We start from the raw sequence: 13,288 nt of genomic DNA, 5'->3' as shown, positions 1-13,288 counted from the left end.
ACAAATGTTTAAATTTTGGGTGGTTGTAAAATTTCAGTTTCACGTAATGAATTAAACAGTAGACAATAATTGAAGTTATGCTGAATAACTTCAACAGGAATTCTTATGCCCAAATCGTTGGGATGTAAAGGTTCAACATAAAAATTATGTGAAAGATGATGGCACTCTTGAAACGGAAGATTTTCATGTTCTTTATGTTCGTCTTCATGTTGAGCTTTTTGGCTGCCGTAATGAAGATCTAAAAATTCTGAAAAATCGCAATTAGTCTCCGCTTGATGAAGTTCGTAGTGTTCGTAAAAATTTGACAAATTCAGTACATTAGCTGCTGAAATTCCGATAGATTGCAAGCTAACTAAAACTGTTAAAGCAAATGTTGATAAAGACTTCATCATTTACAAATGTACTATTATTTTAAATTCCTTAGCTTAAGATTTGCTTAATTAAAATTACTAAACAAGATATTATCTTATTTATTAATACAATTTTGGTCTGCAACAAGCTAAATGTGTAATTTTGTCAAAAAAATATAGTCTTTGAAACATCTTATTTTTTGCTCGTTTATTCTAATATCTGTAGTTAGCTTTTCACAAAATCGTGAAATTTACTATGAGAGTGACCGTACGAGTAAGGATCAACAAAAATACCCTGAAGCTTTACTATTTAGCAAAGTTAATCAACAAGTATATTTTAAACATGAAGGCATAGAAGTTTGGTGTGATCAAGCTGTTTTTTATCAGGAAGATAATTTTTTTAGAGCTTTTGGTCAAGTAAAAATGAATCAAGGTGATACGATAAAAATGTTTTCTAAATACGCCGAGTACGATGGCAACTCTAAATTTGCATTTGCAAGTGATGATGTCAAACTAATAACACCAAGCAATACCTTAACAACCGATTCACTTTTTTTTGATCGCCAAAAACAAAATGCATTTTATAGAAGCGGCGGAACTGTGAAAGATTCAGTAAGTACGATTACTAGTATTTATGGTAACTATGATATGCCAGCCAAAAAATATAGTTTTAGACAACAAGTAGAAGTCTCACATCCAGATTATAATATCACCTCTGAACAAATTGTCTTTTATCCAGAAACAGGTCATGCCTATTTGTATGGGCCATCAACAATTCTTAGTGAATCTGGCACCGTTTTTTGCAAAAAAGGTTACTACGACACCAAATCGGACCAAGGCTATTTTGTGAAAGATGCTAATGTTAAATACGAAAATCGCGATTTATATGGTGACAGTATTTACTTCAACCGTAAACGAAATTATGCTTCAGCAACTCAAAATATTCGCGTTGTAGATACAGCAAACGCCTCTACTTTATATGGTAATTATGCTGAAGTTTTTAAGGATAAAGATTCAATTATCGTTACTAAAACACCTTATATAGCAAGTCTTCAGCAACAAGACTCTTTATTTATAGCTAGCGATACCTTATTAATTACTGGGAAATCTAAATTTAGAAAAGTTAGTGCTTATTATGATGTTCGCTTATTCAAACAAAATTTGAATGGTAAATCAGATTCACTTCATTTAGATGAAGTTACTGGCATTACCAAAATGATCGGAAATCCTGTTTTGTGGTCTGAAAATAAGCAAATTACAGGTGATACAATTCAGCTTATTAATGATACGCTTACAAACAAACTTGATTCACTAAAAGTGTATAACAACAGTTTTATGATTCAAAAAGATACTATAGAAGGTTTTAATCAAGTTAAAGGTAAATTTTTATACGGTTTGTTTGAAGATAATGAATTAAATGAGGTTAATGTCATTAAAAACACAGAAACCATTTACTACATTAGAGAAGAAAACGGCGATTTATTTGGAATTAATAAGGCTTTAGCTTCAACCATTAAACTCATATTTGAAGACCAAAAAATAGTTGATATTTATTACTATAATCAGCCTGATGATAAAACTTATCCAGAATCTAAAATGCCACCAAACGCAAGAAAACTAAAAGGTTTTAATTGGCGTGGCGAAGAACAAATACGTTCAAAAAAAGATTTATTTAGCAACCGAAAATCCTATAAATCAAAACCGATTATAGGTGAGTTTAAAGAAGATCGCAAACCATTCTCTAAACAACCCCAAAAACCTGAACTTCAATTGAATTTGAATGATAAATCTGTTTTAAGAAACAATAGTTCAAATAAGCAAAAGCCTAAAAAGTCTAACCCAATAAACGATTAAATTTGAAATCGGACTTTTATAAATATCAAGCACAAACTACACCACATCCGTTAGGTTTAGAAATATCACACGCCAAAGGTTCTTATATTTTCACCGCTGATGGTAAAGCCCATTTAGACTTTGTTGCTGGTGTATCAGCCAATGGTTTAGGGCATTCGCATCCAGAAGTTGTCGAGGCTATTAAAAGACAAGTCGACCAATATATGCATGTGATGGTTTATGGAGAATATGTACAAAAGCCAGCTGTTGAATATGCTAGATTATTAGCGCAGCACTTACCTGAACCTTTAAACACAACTTATTTAGTTAATAGTGGCACAGAAGCTATAGATGCCTCGATGAAGCTAGCGAGGAGAGCAACCGGACGATCGCAAATAATTGCGGCTAAGTTTTGTTATCATGGCAATTCTTTTGGTGCATTAAGTTTAATGGATTATGAAGAGCGCACTGCACCATTTAAGCCTTTAGTTCCAGACATCACTCATATTGAATTTAACAATACCACTTGTTTTAATTGTATTACCACAAATACGGCTGCCGTTATTGTTGAAACCATACAAGGTGGCGCAGGCTTTATTGAACCTAAGAACGACTATTTAAAATTATTAAAACAACATTGTAAAGCTGTAGGTGCATTATTGATTTTAGACGAAATTCAACCTGGTTTCGGTCGAACAGGGAAACTTTTCGGTTTTGAGCATTATGAGGTTATTCCTGATATTTTAGTGATCGGAAAAGCAATGGCCTCAGGAATGCCAATAGGAGCGTTTGTAGCTTCAGAAACTTTAATGAAAACTTTAAGCGATAAGCCTAAAATGAGTCATATTACCACTTTTGGTGGGCATCCTGTCATTGCAGCAGCAGCTAAAGCAACTCTAGAAACGCTTTTAACAACAAACTTAATAGACCAAACCTTAGAAAAAGAACAGCTTTTTAGAAGCTTACTTCAACACGAACTCATAGAAGAGGTAAGAGGCAAAGGTTTAATGTTAGCCATAATTTGTAAAAACCCTGAAATGGCTAATTATCTGGTGCTAGAGGCTAAAAATCAGCAGTTAATATTGTTTTGGCTACTTTATGAAAAACGTGCTGTACGTATGTCTCCACCGCTAACCATTTCAACCGAAGAGATTAAAAAAGGCTGTGGCATTATTATTGATATACTAGACAACTATAAATCGCGCTAATTGTTAATTAAATTGTTGATAAGATTTTTATTTAATCGTCTTTTGTTTTCAAATTCAAGCTTATCTTAACCAAAAATTTTTTACATGAAATTAGATCCATTTCAACATGATGATTTCAACTTCCCAATAGACAAATTTGAAATGATGCTTAAAACCAATCATGTTTTATTTTTTGATTTGGCTGAATTTGAAAATATCGTGGTACATTATATGGACACTGGTAAATTAGTCCTTGCTAAAAAAGCTCTAAAAATGGGTCTTGATCAGCATCCACTAGCCACTAATTTACGCCTTTTAAAAGCTGAAGTTTTAGTACTTGAAGACAAGTTAACTGAAGCTGTAGAACTTTTAGATGAGTTAAAAGTATTAGAGCCAACTAATGATGAAGTTTTACTGCTAATTGCAAGTGTTTTATCTAAAAAAGACGATCACGAAGCGGCTATAAAAATTTTAAACCAAGCCTTAAAATGTACCGATGAAGCTGCCGATGTTTACAGCATGTTAGGTATGGAATACTTGTTTATTGAAAATTTTGAACAAGCTAAGCAGGCCTATATGTCTTGCGTTAAAATTGATAAAACAGATTATACAGCTTTGTATAATGTAATTTATTGTTTCGATTTTTTAAATCAACGCGAACAAGCGGTTCAGTTTTTAGAAGCGGTTATTAATGAAAACCCTTATTCTGAAATTGCTTGGCATCAATTAGGAAAGTTATATTTTGAGGATAATCAGCTTAGTAAAGCACTTAATGCTTTTGAATATGCCATTATTTCAGATGAATATTTTGTTGGTGCTTATCTAGAAAAGGCAAAAGTTTTAGAACGCTTAAACAGACATAAAGAAGCTATTGATACGTATTCAATAACTTTACAGCTTGATGACCCAACTGCATTTGCTTATTTGCGGATTGGAAAATGTTATTACGCACTAGGCCAAAAGCAAAAAGCACTCAAGTATTTTAAGCAAGCGGTTCATGAAGACCCATTAATGGATAAAATCTGGCTAGCTTTATCAGATTTTTACATTAAAGAAAAATCCTTTAAACAAGCTTTATATTACATTAATAAAGCTATTAATATTGATGAAGAAAACGTGTTGTATTGGAAACACTACGCTATCATTAATCAAGAATTAGGGAATTCAGCAGATAGTGCTTACGGTTTAAAGAAGAGTCTTAATCTAGGTAATTTTGAAATTGAAGTTTGGTTATTACAAATAAACGCCTTTATTCAGGAAAAAAATTACCAAGAAGCTTTAATCGCATGTCAGCAAGCGAGTGATTTTTTTCCTACCAATGCCGAAATATTTTTTAGATTTTCAGGGATTTACTACCAGTTAGGTCAAACTTCTAAGGCTATTGATTACTTAGTTAAAACCATTCAATTACAGCCGACTTGTATAGAAGATAACCACCTATTATTTCCTGAAATGTTAGTTGATGGTCATGTTGTAAGTGTTTTAGAAAAACATCATATTAAGCTATAAAACTAATTAATTGATTGTCTTTTCTATCAAGTTTTAAAGAGAATTGCTGTGCGATAAATTCTAAACTTTTTCGGTTGAAAAAACAAACATGCGTTTCATCATTTTTGTAGTGCCATTGTTCAAAATCAGCGGTGTTTTTCTTTTCACTAAACAGTTTGGTTTTACAGTATAAAACACCGTCTGGTTTTAGTAAACGGCTTAAACCTTTAAACTCTTTAAAAGGTTCGTAGAAGTGTTCCATCACTTCACAGCAAATGATAAAATCGTAAGTATTGGAGGTCAGATAAGCTTCATGTGGTTCAAAATATGGGTCATATAGCTTGATGTTTTTAAAACCTTTATTTTGAAGCACGAAGGTAGCTACTGGACCTGTACCACATCCGTAATCTAAGCCAACAGAATTTGAAGAAAACTTGGACGCTACAGCATCTGTTATTGGTGAAACAAAGTTTTGATAACGAACGTCAGTAACGTCATTGTTATGGGTTTCATATCGGGTTTGCTCTGTTTTAGGGCTAACATAAAAATTAGAGTCTAAAAAAATTAAGCTGCAGTTACTACATCGATAATAGGTTCTCTTATGAGTTTCAGTAAAATAAAAAGCTTTACCTGAGCATAATTTACATGGCTTGGTAAAGCTTTTTTTTGATGAATGATTTGTCATGAAACTATAACCTTCTAATTTTATCGAGTTTAGTTTTCCACATATCTAAATCTTCTTCTAATTTTTTAATTTTATTTCTAACGTCGTTAACAACTGGGTTGTCTTTATTATCTGATGAAAAGAATTGCAAATTGTTTTCTAATTGATTTTTCTCTGAAACTGTTTCATCAATACGTTTTCTTAAGAAGGTTTCTTCACGCTTGATTTTGCGAGTATCGGTTGTCTCATCAAGGTCTTGAAGCTTGTTTTCATACTTAATAAGTTCAGCTTCTTTGCGAGAAATATCGATATCTTTAAATAGCTGGTCAAGGGCTTTATAAAATTTACCTTCAATATAGCGTTTATGATTAGGGACATTTCCAAGCTCATTCCATTTTTCAATAAATGCCTTAACTTGATTTATTTTTTCTTCATCGCTGCCAGTTAAATTAACTTGTTTCAACTCTGCAACAAGGTCTTTTTTCTGATTAAATGCTTCAAATTCTTCTTTATTGTCTTCGCGTTTATGTTCATGGAAACGGTTGAAGTAGTGATTACAAGCATCTTTAAATTCTTTCCAAATTTTGTCGCTATCTTTTCTAGGAACGTGACCAATTTGTTTCCACTCATTTTGAATTTTCTTCATCAAAGGCGTTGAAGCATCAAAATCATTACTGTCTTTATGTTCATTAGCAATTTTGATTAACTCGCGTTTTTTCTCGAGATTTTCAAATTGCTCTTTTTTTAAGTTTTTATAGAAGTTGTTTTTCTTTTTATTAAAACTTCTTGTTGCCGACTTAAATTGGTCCCAAGTTTTTTCATTGTCTTTACGTGGAACTTTACCAGCTTTAAAAAAGATGTCACGTAATTTCTCTATGTTTTTAATCTTTTGTTGGGCATCATTATGAGATTTAATGTCTTTATCGGCAATTTTTTGAATTTGCTCAATGACATCAAGCTTAACTTTTAAGTTGTCTTCTCGCTCTTCATCTAACTTGTCAAAATATTCATGGCGTTTATCATGAATTTTTTTGGTGGCTTCACTAAACTTTTCCCAGATATCATCGCGGTATTCTTTTGCAACGGGACCAAGTTCTTCTTTCCACATTTTGTGCAGTAATTGTAACTCTCTAAAGGCACGATTAACATCATCATCTTCAACTAATTCTTCAGCTCGTGTAATTAATTTTAACTTTTGGTCGAGATTATATTTAAAATCCATATCTCTAAACTCACGGTCTAAATGCAAGAAATCGTAAAAACGCTCTACATGATGGTGATAATTATTCCACAAAGTAGAATAATCAGCTTTTGGTACTGGACCTGCATTTTGCCAACGTTCTTGCAATTCTTTAAATTGCTGAAAGCTAGCCGACATACTTTCACCAGAACCGATCATATTTTTTAATTCTTCAATAATACCTAAACGAACGCTAAGGTTTTGGTTTAAATTTTTCTTGAGTTGTGAGTAGTAATTATCGCGTTTTTCTCGATAATTAAAGTAAGTTTCGTAAAATTCTTTTTTGACTGGTGACGAATAGTGAAAATCTATAATATTGCCGCCTTCAGCAATAAACTCTTCTTTCTTTTCTTCAACAATGGCATTAAATTGCTTATCAAATTCAGTTTTTATTTGGTTAACATGGTCACGAATATTTTGAACTTTCTCTTCTTTCAGTAGTTTTTTAAGTTCTAAAACCAATTCATCGATAGACATGGTTTCATATTCTTTCATCAATATATCATGACGTTTTGCGTTGTCATCATCTTCATTTTCTTCAGCATTAGCTTCATCAATACTTTTTTGATGTTCGTCTTCTTTAGAAGATGTTTGGTCTCCTGATTCGGACTTTTCATCAGAACCATCCTGAGTAGCATTACTTGAAAATTCTTCTTTTTCTGAAGAGTTTTCTACTGAAGTTGATTGGCTGGAGTCTTGTGTAGATTCTTCAACCATTGCATTTTCAAGAGATTCTTCGGGTGAGTGGTCTTCTTGAGGATTATTATTTTGAGAAGACACATCAGTTTTTTCAGCAGGTTGGTTTGATGTGTTTTCGATTGGTTTTTCGTTGTTTTCCTGAGTAGGTTTGTTCTGGTCAGACATATCTTTCAATGTTAAGGTTCGTATGAGCACGAAATATACTAACATGTCATCACATACACAAAGTATTTAAAATTTTAGTTGAATTTAAGAGTCTAATTATCCATTTCAGACTGAAATCTATTAGAACTACTTGGTAATAATGCTCTTAATTTTAAAACCGAAAAATTTATTACATTCTTATCGATTTTACGAATTCCATATTTCCCATGCCTTTTCGGCTTGAAATTCTAACATTTTTTGACCATTATAAAATTTAGCACCATGTTCTTTTCCTAAAGCTAAGAAGGTAGTAATTGGCGGATTATATACTAAATCGTATAACAAATGTTTGTCGGTTAAAAATTGATATGGAATCGGTGGATGATCATCAATTTTAGGATGCGTGCCTAATGGTGTACAATTGACGATGACTTGATGCGACTGTATAATATCTTGGTCGAGTTCTTTGTAAGTAATAATGTTTGGTGACTTTTTTCTGGAAACTAATTGCGTTTCAAAACCAATAGAACTAAGTGACTTTTTAATAGCTTTAGAAGCGCCGCCAGTACCTAATATTAATGCGCTTTCGTGATGATTTTCGATTAAAGGAAACATGGATTTTGTAAAACCGTAAACATCTGTATTGTAACCTTTTAATCGTTTATTTTCAATTCTAACGGTATTTACTGCATTAATCGATTTGGCTTGACTGTCTATCTCGTCTAAGAAAGGAATAATAGCAGTTTTATAAGGAATTGTAACATTGAAACCTTTTAAATCTGGATGGCTCTTAAGTATCTCGCTAAGTTGAGTTAAATCGGCTATATCAAAATTCTTATAGCTTGCTTTGATGTCTTCTTTTTGAAATTTCTTTGTGAAATATGATTTTGAAAACGAATAATCTATGTCTTTACCCACAAGTCCGTACGCATCCATAATTTAAGTTTTATTACGTTTAGGAAACCAAATTAAAGCTAATACAATTGAAATACCAATCAATATGAAGCCAATTTCAACCCAAGTTATTAAACTTGTGAAATCAGGTAAATATCGCTGGTAAGTTTCAATAATAAAGTTTCCGTTTTGATCTTTTAAAATTTCATTAGCCTCATTTAATTTGAATACTTTAATTTTCCAAGGCCAAACAACGCCTAAACTACCAGCTATAAAACCAATGATAAAAGAAAAAGTATGATTTTTAAAATGTTTTAACAAGTATCCAAGCGCATGAGATAAACTCACTAAGCCAAACAGAGAACCCGCTGTAAAAACACCTAATACTTTTAATAAGCGTATGCGGTTGCTATTTTTTAAAAAGCTATAATCGAGTCTAACTAATTCGCTTACCGTATCATATAAAGCATTGACTGAGTCGACCAGTAGCAATACATAATTCCCTAATAAAATAAGTATAAAAGAGCCTGAAAGCCCTGGTAATGTCATACCAGAGACACTAATAATACCACACAAAAACACAAACCATAAATTATCATTTTGTGTTGCAGGTTCTAGTAAGCTGATGCCTATGCCACCTAAAACTCCAAAAATCATCGTCAATTTTTGTGCATTAGATTCAAATTTAAAATCTTTGGAGATATAGTAAATAGACCCAATAATCATACCGAAAAACAAAGCCCATACTTTTATTTCAAAGTGTTCTAAAAAATAATCTAGTACTTTAGATACACTGAAATAACTAAAGACCATTCCTAAAATTAAAACACCCAAAAAGCGTAAATTCAAATATTGATATAAGCTTCTAAATCGGCCATTAAAAAGAAGCAAAAGAGATTTAAAATTAAATTTTTGTAGAGAATAAATAAACTCTTCATAAAAGCCAGCAACAAAAGCCACAACGCCACCAGAAACACCAGGAACTTTATTGGCCGCTCCCATTGCTAAACCTTTTATAAACAGGTAAAATTGGTCTATAAATGTTCGTTGTTGCTGCATTTAGTTGTTACTTTCACCTATTTTTTCGAGTATAATGATACTTATAAAACCTATAAGCATTAAACCCACTGCAAGCCAAAAGTGATTTTCACCTTCAAACTGATTTGGCCATATAGACTGCTCGGCTAAAACAATAGTTTTGTCTTTAATCACTTTCGTTTTTAAGACCTCTTTCCAGGGCCATATTTTATTTAATGAGCCTAAAATAAAACCTGAAAGTAATGCTAAAGTTAAATCTTTATAATGTTTAAACAGCCATTTTAAAAGTTTCGAAAAGCTTAATAGCCCTATAATAGCACCTAAACCTACTAAAGCTATCGTTTTAAAGTTGAAACTGCTAACGGCTTCAGAAATAGTTTGATATGCGCCTAGGAGTAACAAAATAAACGCACCAGAAATTCCCGGTAAAATCATAGCGCAAACGGCTAAGGCACCACACAATAATAAATAAAATTCGTTTGTTGTACCTTGTGCAGGTGTAATTTTTGTAACTCCAAAGGCAATCAATGCACCAATAACAAAGATAAATACATTGGCTAGTGTAATTTTTGATATTTGCTTGCCAATAAACCAAACACTTGCTATAACTAAACCAAAGAAAAAAGACCAAATTTTAATAGGATGTTCTTCAATTAAATAATGGGCAACGCGCATTAAACTAAATACACTGATGCCAATTCCAATAAGCAATGCAAGTAAAAAATTACCGTTGAGCTGTTGCCAAAAGGCTTTAACACCGTGAGATTTAAAGGTTTTAACTAAGCCGAAATTAATATTACCAATACTGGTAATTAACTCTTCATAAATTCCTGTAATAAAGGCAATAGTACCACCTGAAACGCCAGGAATAACGTCGGCTGCTCCCATGGCAATACCTTTTAAGAAAATCAAGGCGTATTCTTTAGCTGTTCTATTCAATGGTTTTAGATTTACGGACTTTCATATTAATAAATTCGACACTAAGCGAAAAAGCGATGGCAAAATACAAATAACCTTTAGGGATTGCACCAACTTCTTGACCAAATATTTGCGCATGAGATAAATGCATGCTTTCAGTGATAAGCATAAAGCCAATTAATATTAAGAAAGCTAAACCTAGCACCTGAATAGATGGGTTTTTATTAACAAATGTCCCCACCGGAACAGCAAAAATAAGCATGATTAAAATTGAAATAATTACAGCTGTAATCATGATATATAATGCACCATCAACACCGTTTGTCATACCAACAGCAGTTAAAATACTATCTACTGAAAATATCATATCAATGACCAATATTTGAATAATAGCTTGGGTGAAGCTGCGTTTGGCAGTCGATTTTAATTGATGTGCTTCTTCGCCTTTATGGTCAACCTTTTCACTAATTTCTTTTGTGCTTTTGTAAATTAAGAATAAACCACCTAAGAGTAAAATTAAGCCTTGTCCAGATAAATCTAAGTCAATCCATGATAGGTGAAGACTAAAAATTGAAGCCTTCATTGCAATAAGCCAAGTAATCCCTAAAAGTAAACCTATTCGCATAAGCATAGCTAAAATTAAACCAACGCGTGTGGCTTTTTTGCGCTCTTTTTCAGGAAGTTTACCTGTTACAATTGAAATAAATATAATATTATCTATCCCTAAAACAACTTCTAAAAATGTGAGTGTAATTAAGGCAATCCAAGCATCTGGATTAGCGAGTAATTCAACCATAAATCTCGATTAAAATTAAATTCAAAAATAATGATTAATTCGGCTTTGAAGTGCTTTCAATTTAGTTTTTGTAATTTGGTCAAGTTTCATTTTATACATTTTTAAATTATGATTGTTAAAATTACGGCACTTGTTATTTATGTATTAATACTATTTGCCATCGGCATAGTTGCTTCTAAACGAATTAAAAACATATCAGACTTTTATGTTGGAGGTAAAAAAATAGGCTATTGGGCTGTTGCTTTTTCAGCGCGAGCTACAGGCGAATCTGGATGGATACTAATTGGCTTAACCGGAATGGGTGCTATGGCGGGACTATCTGCTTATTGGGTGGTTGTTGGTGAAGTTCTTGGCGTTGCTTTATCTTGGTTTTTTATGGCTAAACCCTTTAAACGGCTAAGCGATCGTTACCAATCGATTACTATTCCTGATTTTCTTGAAAGCCATTTTAAAACCACCAAGCCCTTTTTGCGGGCAATTTCAGCCACAATTTTATCGGTATTTGTTGTTATATATGTGAGTTCACAGATTGATGCTACTGGTATTGCTTTTGAATCGATGCTTGGCCTTAACTATTTTTATGGTGCTATTTTAGGCTTTTTAATTGTATTGGCTTATATTTTTGTAGGTGGTTATGTGGCAGTGGTTTGGTCAGATTTATTTCAAGGTTTTTTAATGTTTCTAGGTCTGGTCGCTCTGCCAATTGTGGTTTATTTCAGTATTAGTCATCATGAAAGTATTTACACGCAGTTACATCAAATCGATCCTTATTTAACGCATATTTGGGGTGGCAGCGATAATACATGGCTTAATGTCGCCACAATTTTAGGCTTTTCTATGATTGGTTTAGGCTTTTTAGGTTCGCCACAAGTTTATGTTAGGTTCATGTCGATTAAAAATGAGGCCGAAATTAACAAAGGCCGTTGGGTTGCTGTTATTTTCACATTTCTTACAGATGCCGCAGCGGTTACAATTGGTGTTTTAGCTCGGGTCATTTTTACAGAATCTGGTCAAAATGCTGAAGATATACTTGGTGTTGGAGGTGCAGATGTTTTAGGCTTAATGACCGAACAATTTTTACCACTCGCATTAACCGCAATTTATATTGCCATTGTACTTTCGGCTATTATGTCTACTATAGACTCATTATTAGTCCTAGCTTCAAGTGCCGTAACACGAGATTTTTATCAAAAAATATTTAGACCAAAATTAACTGATGCAAGTTTGACAAAAACCTCAAGATGGGTTACCTTAATTATGGCTTTTTTAGCTTTAGGTATTGCCATGCTTATTGCCATTACATCACCAGAACGCCAAGTATTTTGGGTTATTATTTTTGGCTGGTCAGGAATAGCCGCAAGCTTTTGTCCTGTAATTATCTTAGCTATTTTTTGGAAAGCTTATAATGCTGCTGGTGCAATCGCTTCAATGATTACTGGTTTCTTATCTGTTGCTTTATTCAAGTTTGTATTTCAGGAGTTACCAACTTATGGTGTCTACTTCGAAAAAATTGATGTTCTTTTTCCTTCATTTGTCTTAGCCATGTTAGTTGGTGTGCTGGTGAGTAAAATTTATAAGCCATCATCTTAATTTTTATTAATAATCATACTGCTAGCCTGAGCAGTAGGCATCACTACTAAATCGGCAATATTTACATGATATGGTCTAGTAACGCAAAATAAAATAATATCGGCTATATCTTCGGCTTTTGAAGCTTGGTACCCTTTGTAAATTCCTTATATGAATGTTATTTGAATTATTAATTTATAAATCAGAAACAGACTTGTGGTAGATTTTTTTCTAAAGCATTAAAACTCATAGATTACTATTTAAAGTATAGAACAAGAGAAATAAGGTTTCAGATTTGATAAAAACGCCATAATTTTAGAATTCAACAATTAAATTTCTTTTGTCAATTGTCAATTTTTTTTCTATTTTTAACAAAATCTTGTTAACTATCAAGGTTTGGTTGATTGGTGTTTATAGGCATACATTTTTTTAGAATCAAGATTACTAAATACAATTATATTATCACTC

Annotated in this window: 11 protein-coding genes and 1 pseudogene; 4 read left to right on the top strand and 8 right to left on the bottom strand. The window is 32.5% G+C overall.

Annotated elements, in window-relative coordinates:
• Positions 1–8: 8 nt before the first annotated feature.
• Positions 9–389, bottom strand: a complete 381-nt coding sequence (locus BUB82_RS01235; RefSeq protein ID WP_073190894.1) for a hypothetical protein — start codon at positions 387–389, stop codon at positions 9–11.
• Between the two features lie 144 nt (positions 390–533).
• Here BUB82_RS01235 and BUB82_RS01230 point away from each other — a divergent pair, with 144 nt between their 5' ends.
• The 3 genes from BUB82_RS01230 (at position 534) to BUB82_RS01220 (ending at position 4,879) form a co-directional block, all read left to right on the top strand.
• On the top strand, positions 534–2,204 hold the full coding sequence (locus BUB82_RS01230) for an OstA-like protein (RefSeq protein ID WP_073190891.1): 1,671 nt from the start codon (positions 534–536) through the stop codon (positions 2,202–2,204).
• A 2-nt stretch (positions 2,205–2,206) separates the two neighbouring features.
• A complete protein-coding gene (locus BUB82_RS01225) occupies positions 2,207–3,391 on the top strand; it encodes an aspartate aminotransferase family protein (RefSeq protein WP_073190888.1) in 1,185 nt (394 codons plus the stop codon).
• 84 nt (positions 3,392–3,475) lie between these two features.
• Complete coding sequence (locus tag BUB82_RS01220) at positions 3,476–4,879, top strand: tetratricopeptide repeat protein (RefSeq protein WP_073190884.1); 1,404 nt, start codon at positions 3,476–3,478, stop codon at positions 4,877–4,879.
• Here BUB82_RS01220 and BUB82_RS01215 read toward each other — a convergent pair.
• The 6 genes from BUB82_RS01215 to BUB82_RS01190 form a co-directional block, all read right to left on the bottom strand.
• Complete coding sequence (locus BUB82_RS01215; protein WP_073190880.1) at positions 4,869–5,543, bottom strand: class I SAM-dependent methyltransferase; 675 nt, start codon at positions 5,541–5,543, stop codon at positions 4,869–4,871. The genes BUB82_RS01220 and BUB82_RS01215 overlap by 11 nt on opposite strands.
• Before the next feature lie 4 nt (positions 5,544–5,547).
• Positions 5,548–7,626 (bottom strand): DUF349 domain-containing protein, encoded by a 2,079-nt coding sequence (locus tag BUB82_RS01210; protein ID WP_073191846.1) that lies wholly within the window; start codon positions 7,624–7,626, stop codon positions 5,548–5,550.
• Between the two features lie 186 nt (positions 7,627–7,812).
• A complete protein-coding gene (locus BUB82_RS01205) occupies positions 7,813–8,541 on the bottom strand; it encodes a shikimate dehydrogenase family protein (protein ID WP_073190876.1) in 729 nt (242 codons plus the stop codon).
• 3 nt (positions 8,542–8,544) lie between these two features.
• A complete protein-coding gene (locus BUB82_RS01200; RefSeq protein ID WP_073190873.1) occupies positions 8,545–9,558 on the bottom strand; it encodes a DUF368 domain-containing protein in 1,014 nt (337 codons plus the stop codon).
• Positions 9,559–10,476 (bottom strand): DUF368 domain-containing protein, encoded by a 918-nt coding sequence (locus BUB82_RS01195; protein ID WP_073190871.1) that lies wholly within the window; start codon positions 10,474–10,476, stop codon positions 9,559–9,561. It abuts the gene before it with no gap.
• Positions 10,469–11,251 carry a TerC family protein gene (locus BUB82_RS01190; RefSeq protein ID WP_073190868.1) on the bottom strand — a complete coding sequence of 261 codons (783 nt, stop codon included), beginning with the start codon at positions 11,249–11,251 and terminating at the stop codon, positions 10,469–10,471. The genes BUB82_RS01195 and BUB82_RS01190 overlap by 8 nt, the downstream gene beginning before the upstream one ends.
• A 108-nt stretch (positions 11,252–11,359) precedes the next feature.
• On the opposite strand from BUB82_RS01190, the gene BUB82_RS01185 reads away from it, so the two are divergent.
• Positions 11,360–12,841, top strand: coding sequence for a sodium/proline symporter (locus BUB82_RS01185; RefSeq protein WP_073190865.1), 1,482 nt, complete (start codon positions 11,360–11,362; stop codon positions 12,839–12,841).
• Here the strand turns inward: BUB82_RS01185 and BUB82_RS11860 are convergent.
• A pseudogene (locus BUB82_RS11860) lies at positions 12,838–12,984 on the bottom strand (NAD(P)-dependent oxidoreductase); the annotation flags it as partial. The gene BUB82_RS01185 and the pseudogene BUB82_RS11860 sit on opposite strands and share 4 nt — an antisense overlap.
• Between the last annotated feature and the right edge of the window lie 304 nt (positions 12,985–13,288).

Source organism: Psychroflexus salarius (assembly GCF_900129035.1).
GTDB lineage: Bacteria > Bacteroidota > Bacteroidia > Flavobacteriales > Flavobacteriaceae > Psychroflexus > Psychroflexus salarius.
The sequence above is the reverse complement of the archived record's forward strand: the minus strand, read 5'-3'. Positions and strand labels throughout refer to the sequence as shown.